Origin of the sequence: Paraburkholderia strydomiana (genome assembly GCF_046030495.1) — a bacterium.
GTDB classification, from domain to species: Bacteria; Pseudomonadota; Gammaproteobacteria; order Burkholderiales; family Burkholderiaceae; genus Paraburkholderia; species Paraburkholderia strydomiana_A.
Genome location: NZ_JAQQCJ010000010.1, coordinates 50,011 through 66,511 on the forward strand (window position 1 = coordinate 50,011; position 16,501 = coordinate 66,511).

Genomic DNA, 16,501 nt, shown 5'->3' on the forward strand with positions numbered 1-16,501 from the left:
TGAAAGCGCTTTTCAGTGCCCCGGGCGGCCGGCCCGGATACAGCGCAAAATCAGGCCAGAGCCGGGTACAGTTGCAGAGCCGTCTTGCCGAAGATCCATTCGCGGTCTTCATCACCCAGGCTTGCCAGTCCGGCTTGGGCGGTCGCGAGAATCTCCGACAGCGCGCCCGGCGAGGTCGGGTAGTTCGAGCCCCATGCCAGCCGCTTCGCACCGAAGGCTTCGGCCACGCGGGGGAAGAACGTTTCGGCGCTCGCCTTTTCCTTCTTCACGTCGCCGAAAATGCGCGGCGTCAGCTTCAGGTAGATGTTCTCGAGCGGCGCGAGGTCAAACAGGCTTTGTGCCTTTGCATACGGTGCACCGTCGGCCACCTCGGGGCGGCCCAGGTGATCGAGAATGATCGCGACCTTCGGGAAACGCTTCGCCAATGCAGTGACCTGCGGCAGGCCGATCGGGCCGGTCTGGATGCACATCGGCAATCCCAGCTCACCGCACAGTTCCCAGGCCGGGAACGAACGCGGATCGTCGAGTTCGCTTGGATCGAACTCCTTGGTGCTGCCGCCCGTGAACAGGCGCAGACCCGCGAGGCCCTGGCCAACCCATTCGCGGATGCGTTGCGGCGCATCCGGCTGCAGCACGTCGACGGAGCCTACGGCGACGAGGCGGTCCGCATACTTCGCGCAACCGTCCACGACGTAGCTGTTGTCGAAACCGTACGTGGTCGACGAGTGAACCACGGCGGCCTTTGCGACGCCGGCTGCGTCCATCGATTCGATCAGCGTTTCGACGGTGGTCGGACGCTCCTTCGACCAGTCCGAGCGCTTACCGAACAACGGCGCCGGCGGGTAGCGGCCTTCGTCGTCGGAGATGATGTGCGGGTGAATATCAACGATTGTCATGAGTGTCTCTGTGTTTGTCTGGTTGCAGGCGGCCGTTGCCGGCCGCCATTGCTCGCGCTGACTCACCGCGCTTATTTGCCTTGCGCCTTCAGGCGTGCGTCAAGGCGCGGGTACACGCGACGTGCGTTGCCTTCGAAGATCTTGTAGCGGTCTTCGTCGGACAGCGCCTCGCAGGCGTCGATATAGCGCTTCGTATCGTCGAAGTACTGACCCGTGGTCGGGTCCTTGCCGCGCACCGCGCCGATCATTTCCGAGCCGAACAGCACGTTGTCGGCCGGAATCACCTTGGTCAGCAGTTCGACGCCCGGCTTGTGGTACACGCACGAATCGAAGAAGATGTTGTCCAGCAAGCCTTCGAGCGGACGGTCGCGCATTTCGAGCGACATCCCGCGATAACGGCCCCAGTGGTAAGGCACCGCACCGCCGCCGTGCGGGATCACCAGACGCAGCCTCGGGAAATCCTTGAACAGGTCCGATTGCAGGATCTGCATGAACACCGATGTATCCGCATTCAGATAGTGTGCGCCCGTGCCGTGGAAGCACGGGTTGCACGATGCAGCGACGTGGATCATCGCGGGCACGTCCAGATCGACCAGTGCTTCGTAGAGCGGATACCACTCGCGATCCGTCACCGGCTTGCCGGTCCAGTAACCACCGCTCGGGTCCGGATTCAGATTACAGCCGACGAAGCCCAGTTCCTCGACGCAGCGGCGCAGTTCCGTCACGCTGTTCGCGGGCGCAACGCCCGGCGATTGCGGCAACTGGCAAACCGGCGCGAAGTTGTCCGGATAGAGTTCCGTCACGCGATGCACGAGGTCATTCGACACACGCGCCCATTCGATGCTCGTGCGTTCGTTGCCCAGGTGGTGGCTCATCAGGCCGGCGATCGGCGAGAACAGCGTGAGGTCGCTGCCGCGTTCGCGTTGCAGCTTCAGTTGACCGTTGCCAATGGCTTCGCGAATTTCATCGTCGCTGACATGAGCGCCGTCGAGCGAAGGTGCGTTGGCCGGGTCGTTGGCGAATTCAACCTGGCTGGCTCGCCATGCGCGGAACGAAGCAGGGACGGTCGTGAAGTGACCGTGACAATCAATGATCATTTTGTCTCCAAAGTCGACCGGAATTGGCGCTTCAGGATATGTTCCGGTCTCATGCAACTTGTTGCGTTCGAACCGGCGACTTAGCTAGCCAGCGGGTTCACAAACAGTTCGCTGATGGACATGCGGCGCGGCGTCAGCCCTTGCTTGAACGCGGTCGCTTCGAGCGTTTCGATCGTCTTCAGGTTTTCCTGCAGACCGTACGGCAGCGGGTCGTATCCAACGATCTTGCGCAGTTCAAGGTACTTCTTGTCGCCGGCGGTCGTGGCTTCGCCTGCATCGAGACGTGCCAGCCATTCCTTTTTCGCTTGTGCAAACGCGTCGTAAATCGACTTCGCGACCCACGGATTCTCCGCCAGTACCGAATCTTTGACGACGATCGTGCCGTGCATGGGATAAACGCCGGTGCGAGCGTAGTACTCCGTTTCGAGTTCGGTCGCGTTCGGCAGTAGATCCGGGTAATCGGCTTCGACTTCCTTCCAGCCGCCCGTCGGCGCGCCTGTGCGGCCAATGCCTGCGGCAGCCGCAAAGCCTGCCGACAATTCGCCCGACGCCATCATTTCAGCGAGCGAGCTACCTTCCGGCGCGTGAATCACGTTTTCCGGCAGCTTGAGTTGCGTGACGTGTTCTTCGTCATCGACAACCCACGTCACCTTCGACGAGTCCAGACCGAATTCGTCGATCAGCACCTGGCGGGTCCACACGCCGGTCGTGACCGAGTAAGCGCGCACGCCGACTTTCTTGCCTTCCAGGTCCTTCGGGTGCTTGATGCCAGCGTCCGGGCGAACCAGCAGGCCGCCGTGGTGAAAGCGCCGCACCACGAAAATCGGCAGACCGACGAACGGTGCGCCGTAGGCACGAGCGATAATGTAGGTCGTCGGCGCCAGTTCGCAGACATCGAACTCGACGTCGCGCACCATTCGACGGAACGCGCCGATTTGTGGCTTGACTGTGATGAACTCGGCGTCCACGCCTTCGATGGGAATGGAACCGTCGCGGATGGCAGACGTATGCGGATGCTCAGCGATTGCGATCTTGAGCGGGACTTTCTTGGTCAACATCCTCTCCTGTGGATTAGTCGCCGACAACCGGATCAGAACACCAGTGCCGGAGGTGTTGTCTCGATAGGGCAAGAATATTTGAGGATCGCTCCTGTGTCCCTACACAAAAGTTAGATTCAATGGCACTTTTGTGGATCGGCAAACAGCCGCGCTGCTCGGGCGCTTCAGCCTTGTGTGGCGTGATTTTGAGCAACTGTTCAAGTAGCTCGCGGACGTGTTGTGCGGGTGCGGAAGTGGCGCACATCGGGTGAAGACGGAACCAGAAATTCCAACGTTCCGCAGGTATACCCTCGTGGGGGAAACGCCCAGTCCCGGTTGATTTCGCGGAATAACAGGAGGTCGCTGAAATTGATTGCGCGACATTGAGGAACCGCTCTTCGAGGGCGGCCTGACCGCGACATACGAGACCATCTGATGCTGGTGCTACAAGTTTGGCAAGGGCTTTTCTCAGCGTCTAAAAGGGCACGATAAAGCCGGCGCTGATTGTGCCCGACAATCCCCGCGCCTTGATCGCTGGCGCCAACCGCTACGAACCGCGCACCAACGACACCGTGCTCGACTTCGCCGTTCATTACGGGACCTCGTTTCTCCTGGCGCGCCCCTATCACCCCAGGACAACTATCACGTCGAGCTCGACATGCATCGTTACAGCGTGCCGTAAGCGGCGCACTCCATCAAGTTTAGTTACCCGAATCGTTAAGGAATAGTTGCTCGAGGTTGTCGCAAAGCCGTCTGTCATCGCTCCCACTGGAATCGATAATCACCAGGTCATGCGGTGCCGGCATGTCAAGTGCGGTTCATCGTCCATCGGCAGGAGGCGCAAGCTACCTGCGGTCGAAGTGCGGTTTACGACCGAATTCGGTCAGACGGGGCAGAGCGCCGGCATTGCCCTGCCTCTATGCATGAAAGCTAAGTTCCGACCGGGGCTGTCAAAGACCTACCAAAACAGCGGCAAAGATTCGACGGTGGTGTAGCGCCGACGGCGCGGAGGCGCGGATCAACAGGTTCGTGCGGGACATTTCTCGCCGACCGAGCTGAGGTGCTTATCAAGATTCGGAAGTGCTTCACAGACAGACGTGCGATCGGGGCTTCCCGCCAATGCCAGCTCGAGCCGGTATAGCAGTACCGGCAGTCTCAATTCTCCAGTTACCTTTCCTGCTAACTTCCGCTTCCGCATAAGACCGTACCCTGATCGGGAAAACGCCGCCTGACGGCGTCATCACCAATCCTCAAGATTCAGCGACATCTGTTTTTTCGCCTTGGCGTTAACCGGCGCGTCGGATGCATCTCCCCTTCGCAACGTCACTTTTAGCGTATCGAGATGGAAAACCACATCGCCACAGATCCGGCGAAGCCAACATCCTCCCGCTTCGAGCCCTCGGCGCTTTCGGGATAGCGATGCTGCCCACTACTACCTCCGCCACCCTGTTCACGCAGCGTCCGCCAGCATCGAGTGACGACAGTCCGCCGTGGCGCAGCGGCATGCGTACTGCGTACTGCGCCCGGACGTCTTCATCCAGCGGATCGTCAGTGGTGAGCAGATATTCAATGAACAGTTCTTCACCGGCCCCGATCCTCGACGGTTTCGCAATTCGGTGCGCAGGCGCGATTCAGCCAGCATGCACTGTTGCCACTGCGGCTCCCGTCGATCACGCACCCGTCTGACAGCCCGAAGAGAAACGTGTGGCCTTCGACGCCTTCGCGCTGGTGACGGCGCACCGCATTGCGCCACGACGTGATTTCACCTTTGTACTGCAGCACGCGTTCACCCGCCCCGAGCGGTTCTATTGCGAACACGCCCCTGCCGTGAACTGACGATCGCCGGATCGATCACACGCCTCATGGTGTTCCCTCAACTGTTATACGCGTCAGGCGTCGGTATAGAAGAGGCATAAATCCACATCCACACTGACGTGGACGGCTGTGTGCCGAAGTCGGTACGCCGTGCTTTCCTTTTTCGGTCTCGCAACAGCATGGTGTATCGCCATTCACTGCATTAAGGCTTGCGGCCGACCTGTTCGGCGCTGAACCCGACATCCATACGATACTGGTCGCCGCGGCCGAGAAGTGGTACCCACCGTTTTCCAGACTATGCGGACCTGGCATCGTGCATGGTGACGCCGCAGGTGCACTGCTCGTCGAAAGGACCGACCACGGAACAGGTGGCCTGCAGTTGCTCGATGCGGCAGCCCGGCACGTTCCCGTTGACATCTGTCGCCGTGCAGGCGGAACCCCCGATGGTCGGACATTCGCCCTGCTATCGATGATCGAGTCTCTGCTCGCGCGACACGGTCTTTGTCACGAGGATATTGACGAAGTTATCGGGCACCCAGGCATTCCGTCGCTCACGGCTGCAGTATCCGACCTGCTCGGCCGGCCGGACACAGGTGCGCAGCATGAACATTGCATTCATCTCGGCGCCGCCGAATCCATCGTACGCCTCGTACAGATGCTCGGCCGCGCCGCCTGTTGCCGAACGCACCGCGTGCTGCTGTGGGGCTACGGGATCAGCGGTTTTGTCGGCACCGCACTGCTGGAGGCGCGCGGCGCGCCCGCTCTTTATCAGCAGGATGACGTCCAGCCCGTCTCATGATCCCCGATCTCGGCATCGCGCACGTCGCCTTCCATTTTCCCCAACGCATCGACGACGTCCGGAGCTGGGGAAGGCGAACCCGGCAGGAGACCACCACTGTGCTGAACGGGCGCGCGGCCGCCACGACTCATGACTACAGGCGCAATGGCACGACCACGCTGTTTGCCGCGCTCAACGCGCTGGACGGCCAGGTCATCGGCCAGTGCCAGCAGCACCATACCCACATCGAGTGGCTTCATGCCCACTTCGGCGTCGTGGCTGAACATGGTCGAGCGGTTCTTGCGTGACATCACCACCGAGCGGTTGCATCTAGGTGTGGTCGTCAGCGTACCCGAACTCGTCGCTGCCATCGATGAGTACGTCGTACATCACAACACCAACCCCAAGCCGTCCATCTGGACCAGGAGCGCTCACGATATCCTGCAGAAGGTCACTCGTGCCAACAGCCGCTTGAGTGCCAGACAGAATGGAACACTGCACTAGCGTTACGAAGCACGGGTACAACGTGATGCCAGGGTAACAAGGTCGTACTCGCAGCGACAGAATGAGCTGCATCATCCCGGCTCGCGCCGCGCGGCTTCCAAGCAACTGGCAATCCACGCATCAATCTCGCTTTCAAGCCACGCAACCCTGCCGCCACCGATCGCCACCGGCCGTGGGAACTTCCCTGCTGCCAGATAGCGGTAGACGGTGCTTGCACCGAGACCAACGCGGGTACGTACCTCGCGAAGGCGAATCAGGCGCGCTTTCGCGCCTGCGCGTTCAACAATCTGTTCAGCCATCGCTAAGTCCTCCTGACTACGCCCGGATCGCCCCAGATGTCACCAATCTAGCTTCCTGCTGACGGTGTCGCAAACGCGCTGTGCGGAAGAAAATTGCCCGAATCCGGAGTCATCGTCCGAAAACGACGTCCCCCGAATTCCCTGCTGTTCCCACGTCCGGTGACGATCGGTTAAACCTTGCTCCGACAAAGCCGGCAGGGAGCAAAACCTTGCGATTTGCGGCGATGTAACTCCCGGGCCCAGGCGGACAAAATCCACCCGGAGCAGACGCACGGCCTGTGCGACCCTCCCGCGCCGCTTCGCCACAGCAGGGCGGCGACCCGCACAACATCAGGCCGCTTTTGCCTTCCTCGCGCAGTACATCGCCCAGTCGTCCATCATCTGTCTGCGTCGCTGGAACATGTCCCCGCGACGATACGCGGCCTCAACCTTGTCGTCCACAGCATGCGCGAGCGCCATCTCGGCCATTTCGTTGGGGTACGTCGTACATTCTGCCGCCCAGTCGCGGAAGGTCGAACGAAAGCCATGTACCGTGAGGTCGTCTCGTTTCATGCGCCGAAGCACGGGAGCATCGCCATGTTGGACAGTGGTTTGCCCTTCTTCGCACCGGGAAAGACCAGATCGCCGTCCGCCCCGTCAAGCAGCGTACGCACGCGTACGAGGGCTGATGCAGACAGTGGAACCCGATGTGGACGTTCGGCCTTCATCCGTTCTGCGGGAATCGTCCACATGGCCCGCTCAAGGTCGAATTCGCTGCGCACTACACCGATCACTTCATTGGTCCTGGTCGCGGTGAGAATCAGCAGCTCCAGCGCACGTGCCGCGAGACCGTCCTGCTCCTTCAGGGCATTCATGAATGCGGATGCTTCGCCGTAGGGCAACGCATGATGCCGGGCCTTGCGTACCTTCGTGCGCGCGGGCAGGATCTTGTCCAGATGCCCTTTCCAGCGCGCCGGGTTCTCCCCTTCCCTGTACCGGTGCGCCGTTGCCCAGTCCAGTACCGACTCGACACGCCCCCGCACACGACTTGCGGTCTCGGGCTTGGTCTGCCAGATCGGATCGAGGACGCTGACGATCAGCCCCGTGTCGATGTCACGCACGGGAAGGTGCCCGATGACCGGTGAAGCATAGGTGGCCAGCGTGTTCTCCCATTGCGTCACATGCTTTTCGTTTTTCCAACCGACGCGGTTCGCCTTGATGAAGGCTGTCGTGCATTCGTCGAATGTCTTCGTCCGGGCCTCAAGCACGCGCTGCTGCGCACGCTCCTTCTGGCGAGCCTCAATGGGATCGACGCCGTCGAGAACCAGCTTCCTGCATAGTGCAGCACGCGCGCGCGCATCGGTCAGCGTCACCGTGAGCAACGGGCCCAGGCCCATTTCGCGCAGCCGGCCGGCCCGCCTGAAGCGGTAGACCCACGAGCGCGTGCGCGCCGGGGATACCTGAAGGTACAGTCCGCCGCCATCGCAGTAATAACCAGGCTTCGTCAGACGCGCGACGCCGAGCGCGGAAAGACGGTGGATGGAGCGTGAAGTCGTGCTCATGACTGCCTCCTTTCTACCCATACTTCTGCTTGCCATTCAGTGGGACAGGGCGGGAAGGTCCGGCAAAAGAAAAAACCCCGAAAGGCCCATGTGGCGGCCTTCCGGGGTCGGTCCCGAGACAGTGTGGACTGCTCCGGGAAGGACTCCTGGCGGAGACGAATCCGCTCACTTTGCCCATGATTCCCGTTATGGACACAGTCACATTTGCGCCCTGGGCCAGCATCGCGGGGCCGCCTCTCTTCTTTAGCCGAGTCGCAAACATGCTGCGCGGTTCCGTACGACCGCAACAACAAGGTGCGCTACGCCGGCTGCACTCACTCCACGGCACCAGCCGCGTAATTTCTTTGCCCGCGCAAACGCTTCGCAATTCTGCCGAATGCGTGCCACTGCTGCGCGATCAATCCATTGCCATACGAACGTCCCGGACCATGCGGCGCGGGGAGTTGGTCGCGGATGCCGGTCGGCTCGACGACGGGGTTCCATGAAGCGGTGCGGAACAACATATCCCACCACGGAAATAGCACACCGAAATTGCAACCGTAAGCGCTGCCTTCATGGCCGTAGCCCACCGCATGGTGGCGACGGTGAAAGATCGGGCTGACGATGATGCGCTCGAGCAGCCAGCCATACGGCAGTCGTGCATTGACGTGCTGGATACTCTGCATGAAGTTGCTGACTGCGACCAGTACCACGAACTGGTTCGGCTGCACGCCGATAAACAGCGAGATCGCCGCAAAGAACGCTATCTGGATGATGTCGTCGAGAAAGTGATTGCGGTCATCGGCCCACAACGACATCTGCTGCTGGCTGTGATGCACCGCATGCAGTTCCCACCACACTCCGAAACGATGCTGCCAGCGGTGATACCAGTAGCCGGCGAAATCGAGCACGACCAGGTAGATCAGGAACGATACGACTGGCTGATCCGTCACGCCTGGCCAGAGGTTGTCGATATCGATGTTCGGTATGCCGTAGATCGCGATCAGACTCTGCCAGTGATCGAACAGAGGCTGCAGCATGAAAAAGAACGCAATATTGATGATGCCGAGCTTGGTGATCCACGTGTAGATCACGTCGGCGCGCAGCGCCCTGCGATCCGGCCATAGCTCGATGGGGCGCAGCGCTTCGAGCGGCCGTAACGCGAGATACGTCACGACGATTTCCAGCACGCCGATGATCACCCAGTACAGCGCGTCATAAGTGTCTTCATCGTAACCCATCAAGCCGAAGCGATAGAAGAACGGCTGCACGACATCGACATATAACAGCGTCTGCAGCGCGGACACCATATTGTCGAGTTGTGCGACGATTTCATGAAACATCGGAATCCTCATGTTTTTCGGTTCTGCCGCTGCTCATGTAACGGCAAGTTCTAGACGACTCGCCCAGCTTAGTCCGGATTGGGCGACACGACCGGCGCGCGATTGTCGAAATAGATGCCGTGCGGAGAGCGGCCCACCGCAATAGTGTCGATCAGCTTGCGGGTGGTCAGATCGATGATGCCCACGTGCTTCGCGAATCGGAACCCCACCCATAGATAGCGCTTGTCGGGCGTTAGTTCCATGTCGTCGGGCCCAGGCATCAGGCCCGTGATATCGCCGGTATTGGTGAGCGTGGTGTAGTCGATGATGCTGATGGTGCTTTCGACGCGATTGGAGACCACCACATGCTTGCCGTCATCGAGGTTGCGGAAATTGTGCGCGCCACGGCCCGTGTGGATCTTCTTGACGACCTGCTGCCTGTGCCAGTCCACCACGGTCACGTCGTCTTCGCCGGTCATGCCGACCAGCAGGTAGCGGTCGCCGGGGGTCATCCACAGACCTGCGGGTTCATCGCCCACGTGCATTTTCCAAAGCACTTTCTGGGTCGGCAGATCGATCGCCGCGAGTTCGCCGGAATCCTGCAACGTGACGAACACGGTGCGGTTGTCCGAAGCGAACGTCATGTGGCTAGGAGTCTTCGCCAGTTCAATATGCTTGACCAGCGCCATATTCGTGCCGTCATAGCGGTAGATGTCGACACGGTCCATGCGCAGCGCAGCCGTGACAAACCACTTGTGATCAGGAGAGAAGCCAAGTTGATACGGGTCTTCGATGTCCTGCGCAGTACGCTGCACCTTGCCGCTATGCGGGTCGAGAAACATCAGGTTATTCGACACCGAATCGGCAACGATCAGCGAGCGGCCGTCGGGCGTGATCATCAGATGGTGCGGTTCCTTGCCGGTCGGCTCCGTGCCGATAACCTTATGCGTGGCCTCGTCGATCAGCGTCAGTTGCGATTCACCTGAATCGAGAACGATCACGTTATCAGCGGCATTCGCACAATTCGCCACGGCCAGGATACCGCTCAGCGCGGCGAGCGCTCCGATCCTTTTAATGAAAACGAAAGAAGATGGCATTGGGATCGTAATCACGAGGGAAGTTACTTTGAGGTTGAATGTAATGAAAATGGCAGGGTCTCATCGACCGCGGTCGATACCATCATCATTCAACGTTTGTAACGCCGCGACCGATGACACGACAGGTCAGGCCAGATGCGAAAATTGCGGCGGCTGTTTCGCATACGACTGCATTGGCAATGCAACGTTCACGCGATCCGATTCGCCGCTTCGATGAGCGAGTTGCTGCTTTGGCTGGGACCTGGTGTGGGACCAAATCGTTCTGTATTGCGCGTCGTACGGAGAGACGCCGTGAGCCTACTGTCATGCGCCAGTTACGAAGCGGGATGTGCAAGCAGATTCCTGGCGAAGCCGTTTAGTAGTTGGCCACGATTTCATTCTTCGACACGAGGTTCGACACACCAGCCAGACCGCTCTCCTGTGAGCCGTCTGTGCTTGCGAGCGCCGGTGTCCGCGATACCAATCCAGGCCGGACACGCATGACTGGCCAGCGGATGACTCGAGGCGCGACAGCAAAGGCTGCCGACCGCGCTACCGCCGCTGAAAGTTGCGCGCTTCGGCCGCAAGACTCTCAATGAGCATCGTTGTTGACGGCCTGCTCTTGGCCGAAAGCCGGACCAGAATCCCAACTTCCCGGACAAGCGGACGGCCCGGCAACTGTAGAACCTTGATCCCCGGTGTGTCGCTCACCGGTACCAGTTCGCCGGGAATGATCGAACAGCCCAGTCCCTGGCTGACCATCTTCAGAATGACCGCGGGTTCATCCACTTCGATGCTGTCCCTTGTCCATAAGCCGTGCTCCTTGAGAAAGCGGTCAACGAGGTGGCCGCCGTGAGAACGGCGGTCATAGCGGATAAAGGGCCGCTCGCGAAACAGGTCACCCAGATCGCTCGGCCAGTCCACGGGTGCCACGCCGACATAGCGCTCCTCCATCAGCGGGATCCATTTCAGGTCGGAAGTCAGGCCGAGGCGAGGTTTGATCATGACGGCCATATCCAGCTCGTGCGAATCGACCCACGTCAGCAATTGAAGCGATGTGCCGGGGGCGATGTTGAGATGCGCGACGGGCTGTTCGCGCCGGAAACGCAGCAGCGCTGCCGGCAGGAAGCTGTTCTGCACAGTGGCGATCACCCCGAGACTCATTGCGCCCCTATCTACGCCGGTCTGATTGCGCAGCTTCAATCCTTCGAACGATTCGAGAATACGCGCTGCCTGCTCGAGCACGTCTGCCCCTTCGTCACTGAGCGTGACCGATCTGCCGGTGCGGGTGAACAACGCGTAGCCCAACTCGTCTTCGAGTCGCCGGATCTGTGTGCTTACTGCGGATTGGGTGAGCCTCAGGCGATTGGCCGCCGCGGAAAAGGATTCCGTTTCCGCAGCGACGACGAAGGTTCGGAGATAGCGAATCATATATCGATATTTTCTATGCTTAGACAGAAATTTATGCGTTTGGTATCGAAGTTCTGGCTGCCTATACTAGCGCGTCTGCTCGCTGTCGGCGTGAAAACGGCACACACTTATGGAGTTCGAAACGTGGATTTTGGAATTGCAGGAAAGACAGCGCTAGTGTTTGGCGCGGCAGGCGGATTGGGCGGCGGCATTGCGCGAACGCTCGCTGCCGAGGGCGCGAAAGTCGTCGTTGCCGATATCAACGAAGATGCGCTGGTGCAAACCGTGACGGATATTCGTGCAACCGGCTCTGCCGCGCTGCCGCTGCAGTGGGATCTGTCGGACCTTAGCGTAATAGACCGCCGGATACAGGCAATCGAAGACGCGTTGGGTGGCGTCGACATCCTGGTCAACAACACCGGTGGTCCTCCGCCGACGCCCGCTGCCGGACAGTCTGTCGATCTATGGACCAGGAGCTTCGAGTCGATGGTGTTGTCGGTCATCGCTATCACGGACCGGGTGTTGCCCGGCATGCGCGCGCGCAAATGGGGGCGGGTGATCACCAGCACGTCGTCCGGCGTCGTCTCCCCGATCCCGGGGCTCGGCATCTCGAATGCGTTGCGGATGTCCCTCGTGGGCTGGTCGAAGACACTCGCGCGCGAAGTCGGCCGCGACGGCATCACGGCCAACATCGTCCTGCCAGGCCGCATCGCGACGCCGCGCATCACTTTCCTCGACGAGCAGAAAGCAAAGCGTGAAGGCCGCAGCGTCGCCGAGGTCAGCAGCGAAAGCGTGGCGTCGATTCCAGTCGGGCGCTACGGCGATCCGAAAGAGTACGCAGCTGTGGTCACCTTCCTCGCGAGCGTGCAGGCGGCCTATGTCACCGGCTCGGTGGTTCGCATCGACGGCGGGCTGATAACCAGCGTTTGACGAATTAGTTCACGGAACCTTGCTTATGACCACCGAGACACTTCAACTGCATCCCGACATCGCGCACGCGCTCGTCGGCATTACCACGGCTACCCTGTCGACGGTCCTACTGGAAAAAGGGCTTCGGAACGTCTGGATGCGTGGGCCAGCACCGCTTGCGGGCAATCGGACGCGTCAGGCCGGACGCGCTTTTACGCTGCGCTTCGTCCCTGCACGCGAAGATCTCGCCACACCGGCCGCCTGGGCTTCGCCCGTCTCGACGCGCACAGCAATCGAAGCCATGCCCGCGGGGTGCATCGCCGTCGTGGATGCCATGGGTGTCACCGACGCAGGGATTTTCGGCGACATTCTGTGCGCGCGGATGCAAAAACGCGGTGTCAGCGCACTTATCACGGACGGCGTCGTTCGCGACCTGGTGGGCGTGATCGACACGGGCCTGCCGGTCTGGTGTCGCGGCACTGCCGCGCCCGCCTCCGTCGCGGCGCTGACCTTTGTCAACTGGCAAGAGCCGATTGCATGCGGCGGAGTCGCCGTATTTCCAAACGATGTCGTGGTCGCCGATGCAGACGGCGCCGTGCTGATCCCCGCCGCGCTGCTCGACGAAGTGGTCGAGCTCGCCGCGCGCAAGGAGCGCTTTGAAGAATGGGCTGTGCGACAAGTGAAGAACGGTGCTCCTCTGCCCGGACTTTATCCGCCGAACGCCGAGACCAAAGCGCGTTATGAAGCTGAAATCGCGCAACGAGAAGGACTGTGACGCCGCCATCCTCTGCGCCACAGCTCCATAAAATTGAGAGTCGCATATGAGCAACGTGTTGAACGCCGATGCCAAAGGCGTGTTTGTGATCGCTGTGACCCCGTTCACCGAAAGCGGTGAACTCGATCTTGCCAGCACCGATCGCATGGTCGACTTTTATCTGGAGTCCAGAGCAACAGGTTTGACGATTCTCGGCATCCTTGGGGAAGCGACGAAACTCACCGCTGAAGAATCGCGCACCTTCGTCAAGCGCGTACTGGCGCGCGTGGCGGGCCGCGTGCCCGTGATTGTCGGCGCGTCGGCGGCGGGCTTCGCGCCGATGCGCGAGCTGAGTACCAGCGTGATGGATTTGGGCGCCTCCGGTGTCATGGTCGCGCCCGCTCCGACGCTGCGCACCGACGACCAGATCGTCGCTTACTTCGACATGGTCAACACGACACTCGGCGCGGACTGTCCGTGGGTGCTGCAGGACCATCCGGTATCTACGGGCGTGCAGATGTCCACTTCCGTGGTGCTGCGCGTGCTGAAGAACTCCCCGGCCTGTGTGATGCTCAAGCACGAAGATTCACCCGGTCTGGCCAAACTGTCGGCGCTCAGGGCGGCCAGCGACAAAGGCGATCTGAAACGCGTGTCGATCTTGACGGGCAACGGCGGCGGCCTGTTCCTTCCTGAAGAGCTCACGCGCGGCGCGGACGGTGCAATGACCGGTTTTGCATATCCGGAAATGATGGTGGATGTCTGTCATGCGCATGCAAGCGGAGATATCGAAAAAGCACATGACATTTTCGATGCCTATTTGCCGCTCGCGCGCTATGAACAACAATCGAATATCGGCCTGGCAGTCAGGAAATACCTCATGGCGCAACGCGGTGTGATCGCATCGGCCGCGCTGCGCAAACCCGGCCCCAAACTGTCTGAAGCGGACATCGCGGACATCGACCGTCTGGTGAGACGGCAGACTCGGCGACTGCAAGAGATCCAGTAGGCTGGAATGCCGCCTGGCCGCGCGGAACCGGCACTTTCGCGCTCACAGGGCCCGCGAGATGCGACCCGACATCCAGGCAATAAATGATGTTTTGATTAGGCATCCTAGTTACATATTGTAAGCCAACGATGCCGTCTTCAGCGATTGAACGAGACGCAAATAAAATTGCGCGATTTGTCTAAAGAATGACCCAGCTTCGACCGATAGCACTTAGGGAATGCTTGGGAAACTACTCAGGCATCCGACAGAGTTCATTCGTTTCAATCATGCCACCGGGGAGGAATTGATAGTGAGTCGCCTGAGTTTGAACGCAAAGTTATGGGCTGCACTTGCCGTCATGTGGGTGGGTCTTCTGCTTCTCGCAGGCAGCGCAGTGATCGAGTCCCGTTCGACCATGCTCGCCGAACGTAAAGCCACGATCCGAAGCGTCGTCGAAACGGCTTCGGCAATCGTCAGCGACCTGGCCGCGCAAGCGGATCGCCACGAGATTACCGTCGACGAAGCAAAGAAACAGGCAATGGCACGGTTGAAAGCGATGCGCTACGGCAAAGGGGGTTATGTCTTTATCCTCGACTCACATCCGACCGTGCTCATGCACCCCACCCTCCCGGATCTGCTCAACAAGGATGTGAGCCAAGCCAAAGATCCCGACGGTAAGTTGCTGTTCGTTGAACAGGTCCGGGCTGCGCAGACCAACGGCGAAGGCTATGCCGAATTCGTAGGGCGCGTTCCGAACGGCTCAGGGTACAAATATGAGACGAAGCTTGCGTTCGTGAAACAGTTCAAGCCCTGGGACTGGTATATCGATTCGGGCCTCTATTTGACGGACGTTTCCGACTCGTTCTACGAGAAGTTGCTGGAATACCTGTTGATCGTGCTCGGCATCGGCTCGGTGGTTTCAGCGGCGATGCTGCTTATCAGCCGCAGTGTACGCCGGAGTCTGGGTGGGGAGCCGTCACTGGCCGCCCGGATCGCTACCCAGATCGCTAGCGGCGACCTAAGCGCGACGGTCGTGACGGCGCCGACTGACCGTTCAAGCATGCTGTACTCCATGAAGCAGATGCAAGAACAGCTCACGTCGACAATCGGCAAGATCATCGTGTCTACCGACGCGATCGCAACGGCGACCAATCAGATTGCGGCGGGCACCACCGACCTGTCCCAGCGCACGGAAGAACAGGCCGCGTCGCTGGAGCAAACGGCTTCGAGCATGGAGCAGCTGACCGGCGCGGTTCAGCACAACGCTGAGAACGCCCGCCAGGCAACGTCGATTGCCGACACCGCATCGCGCGTCGCACAACGCGGCGGCGAAGTCGTCGGCCGGGTCGTCGAGACAATGCGCGGGATCTCCGGCAGTTCGGCGCAGGTCGCCGAGATCATTACCGTGATTGAAGGCATTGCGTTCCAGACCAATATTCTCGCGCTCAATGCTGCCGTCGAAGCGGCGCGAGCCGGCGAGCAGGGTCGCGGCTTTGCCGTCGTGGCCGGTGAAGTCCGGGCCCTCGCACAACGTAGTGCGACGGCCGCCAAGGAAATAAAGCAGTTGATCAGCGAGTCGGTCAGTCGGGTCGATGCGGGATCAAAACTTGTCGAAGAAGCGGGTAGCACCATCGAAGAGGTTGTCGCCTCAGTTAGCCGCGTGACGGCAATCATGAGCGAAATTTCGGCTGCGTCGGCCGAGCAGAGCACGGGTATCGGTCAGGTCAATCAGGCGGTCAGTCAAATGGATCACGTGACGCAACAAAATGCCGCGCTAGTCGAAGAAGCCACCGCCACTGCGCAGATGATGGCTGAGCAGGCTCAGCTCCTGCGACATGCAGTGGCGGTATTCAAGGTTAAGGGCGACAGCGCGACACGCGAGGCGAATACCGCGGCGCCGCGTCACGGACCGGCCGTGCCCGATATGGCCTTGAATCGCTTGGCTGCGACCCGGTTCTAACTCATCGGCATCGACGAAAGGAGCACTGTCAGTGCAGTCGTGCTCCCGCCTGCGAACGCGCCGCGGCATGACCTGGACCTCGGGTGATTTGCCATGATTTTGCATTCTTGACGGCTCAGGCCGTAAGCAACGGTTTGCG

The 16,501-nt window shown here is 60.3% G+C and carries 13 protein-coding genes and 3 pseudogenes; 7 read left to right on the forward strand and 9 right to left on the reverse strand.

Annotation, left to right across the window (positions count from 1 at the left end; genetic code table 11):
- Window positions 1-50: 50 nt before the first annotated feature.
- From PQQ53_RS15170 to PQQ53_RS15180, 3 genes are all read right to left on the reverse strand, one after another.
- A complete protein-coding gene (locus PQQ53_RS15170; RefSeq protein WP_408144586.1) occupies window positions 51-896 on the reverse strand; it encodes an amidohydrolase family protein in 846 nt (281 codons plus the stop codon).
- A gap of 71 nt (window positions 897-967) precedes the next feature.
- The gene (locus PQQ53_RS15175) at window positions 968-1,993 is read right to left on the reverse strand and encodes an amidohydrolase family protein (RefSeq protein ID WP_408144588.1); all 1,026 of its coding nucleotides are present in this window, start codon (window positions 1,991-1,993) and stop codon (window positions 968-970) included.
- Window positions 1,994-2,073: 80 nt separating this feature from the next.
- On the reverse strand, window positions 2,074-3,051 hold the full coding sequence (locus PQQ53_RS15180) for an ABC transporter substrate-binding protein (protein ID WP_408144590.1): 978 nt from the start codon (window positions 3,049-3,051) through the stop codon (window positions 2,074-2,076).
- 473 nt (window positions 3,052-3,524) lie between these two features.
- On the opposite strand from PQQ53_RS15180, the pseudogene PQQ53_RS15185 reads away from it, so the two are divergent.
- Window positions 3,525-3,686, forward strand: a pseudogene (locus PQQ53_RS15185) (IS21 family transposase); the annotation flags it as partial.
- 925 nt (window positions 3,687-4,611) lie between these two features.
- Here the strand turns inward: PQQ53_RS15185 and PQQ53_RS15190 are convergent.
- Window positions 4,612-4,848: an SET domain-containing protein-lysine N-methyltransferase gene (locus PQQ53_RS15190; RefSeq protein ID WP_408324666.1), complete on the reverse strand. Its 237-nt coding sequence runs from the start codon at window positions 4,846-4,848 to the stop codon at window positions 4,612-4,614.
- 310 nt (window positions 4,849-5,158) lie between these two features.
- Here PQQ53_RS15190 and PQQ53_RS15195 point away from each other — a divergent pair, with 310 nt between their 5' ends.
- Window positions 5,159-5,644 carry a beta-ketoacyl-[acyl-carrier-protein] synthase family protein gene (locus tag PQQ53_RS15195; RefSeq protein ID WP_408324668.1) on the forward strand — a complete coding sequence of 162 codons (486 nt, stop codon included), beginning with the start codon at window positions 5,159-5,161 and terminating at the stop codon, window positions 5,642-5,644.
- A 107-nt stretch (window positions 5,645-5,751) separates the two neighbouring features.
- A pseudogene (locus tag PQQ53_RS15200) lies at window positions 5,752-6,127 on the forward strand (IS630 family transposase); the annotation flags it as partial.
- A gap of 71 nt (window positions 6,128-6,198) precedes the next feature.
- Here the strand turns inward: PQQ53_RS15200 and PQQ53_RS15205 are convergent.
- From PQQ53_RS15205 to PQQ53_RS15225, 5 genes and pseudogenes are all read right to left on the reverse strand, one after another.
- Entirely contained in the window at window positions 6,199-6,426 is a 228-nt protein-coding gene (locus PQQ53_RS15205; RefSeq protein ID WP_408324670.1) for a helix-turn-helix transcriptional regulator, read from the reverse strand.
- A gap of 330 nt (window positions 6,427-6,756) precedes the next feature.
- Window positions 6,757-7,967, reverse strand: a pseudogene (locus PQQ53_RS15210) (tyrosine-type recombinase/integrase).
- 314 nt (window positions 7,968-8,281) lie between these two features.
- The gene (locus PQQ53_RS15215; RefSeq protein ID WP_408144592.1) at window positions 8,282-9,289 is read right to left on the reverse strand and encodes a sterol desaturase family protein; all 1,008 of its coding nucleotides are present in this window, start codon (window positions 9,287-9,289) and stop codon (window positions 8,282-8,284) included.
- 68 nt (window positions 9,290-9,357) lie between these two features.
- Window positions 9,358-10,365: a YVTN family beta-propeller repeat protein gene (locus PQQ53_RS15220; protein WP_408324672.1), complete on the reverse strand. Its 1,008-nt coding sequence runs from the start codon at window positions 10,363-10,365 to the stop codon at window positions 9,358-9,360.
- A gap of 531 nt (window positions 10,366-10,896) precedes the next feature.
- Window positions 10,897-11,775: a LysR family transcriptional regulator gene (locus PQQ53_RS15225; RefSeq protein WP_408144596.1), complete on the reverse strand. Its 879-nt coding sequence runs from the start codon at window positions 11,773-11,775 to the stop codon at window positions 10,897-10,899.
- Window positions 11,776-11,898: 123 nt separating this feature from the next.
- Between PQQ53_RS15225 and PQQ53_RS15230 the strand changes: the two genes are divergently transcribed.
- From PQQ53_RS15230 to PQQ53_RS15245, 4 genes are all read left to right on the forward strand, one after another.
- A complete protein-coding gene (locus PQQ53_RS15230) occupies window positions 11,899-12,684 on the forward strand; it encodes an SDR family oxidoreductase (protein ID WP_408324828.1) in 786 nt (261 codons plus the stop codon).
- A 25-nt stretch (window positions 12,685-12,709) separates the two neighbouring features.
- Window positions 12,710-13,438 (forward strand): ribonuclease activity regulator RraA, encoded by a 729-nt coding sequence (locus PQQ53_RS15235; protein WP_408144600.1) that lies wholly within the window; start codon window positions 12,710-12,712, stop codon window positions 13,436-13,438.
- Window positions 13,439-13,484: 46 nt separating this feature from the next.
- On the forward strand, window positions 13,485-14,423 hold the full coding sequence (locus PQQ53_RS15240) for a dihydrodipicolinate synthase family protein (protein ID WP_408144602.1): 939 nt from the start codon (window positions 13,485-13,487) through the stop codon (window positions 14,421-14,423).
- A 289-nt stretch (window positions 14,424-14,712) separates the two neighbouring features.
- Window positions 14,713-16,362 (forward strand): methyl-accepting chemotaxis protein, encoded by a 1,650-nt coding sequence (locus PQQ53_RS15245; protein WP_408144770.1) that lies wholly within the window; start codon window positions 14,713-14,715, stop codon window positions 16,360-16,362.
- The last annotated feature ends 139 nt before the right edge of the window (window positions 16,363-16,501 follow it).

Bases quoted from the DNA above. Each gene is read 5' to 3' on its own strand.
- PQQ53_RS15170 (WP_408144586.1), bottom strand. From the start codon at position 896: ATGACAATCGTTGATATTCACCCGCACATCATCTCCGACGACGAAGGC.
- PQQ53_RS15175 (WP_408144588.1), bottom strand. From the start codon at position 1,993: ATGATCATTGATTGTCACGGTCACTTCACGACCGTCCCTGCTTCGTTC.
- PQQ53_RS15180 (WP_408144590.1), bottom strand. From the start codon at position 3,051: ATGTTGACCAAGAAAGTCCCGCTCAAGATCGCAATCGCTGAGCATCCG.
- PQQ53_RS15205 (WP_408324670.1), bottom strand. From the start codon at position 6,426: ATGGCTGAACAGATTGTTGAACGCGCAGGCGCGAAAGCGCGCCTGATT.
- PQQ53_RS15215 (WP_408144592.1), bottom strand. From the start codon at position 9,289: ATGTTTCATGAAATCGTCGCACAACTCGACAATATGGTGTCCGCGCTG.
- PQQ53_RS15220 (WP_408324672.1), bottom strand. From the start codon at position 10,365: ATGCCATCTTCTTTCGTTTTCATTAAAAGGATCGGAGCGCTCGCCGCG.
- PQQ53_RS15225 (WP_408144596.1), bottom strand. From the start codon at position 11,775: ATGATTCGCTATCTCCGAACCTTCGTCGTCGCTGCGGAAACGGAATCC.
- PQQ53_RS15235 (WP_408144600.1), top strand. From the start codon at position 12,710: ATGACCACCGAGACACTTCAACTGCATCCCGACATCGCGCACGCGCTC.
- PQQ53_RS15240 (WP_408144602.1), top strand. From the start codon at position 13,485: ATGAGCAACGTGTTGAACGCCGATGCCAAAGGCGTGTTTGTGATCGCT.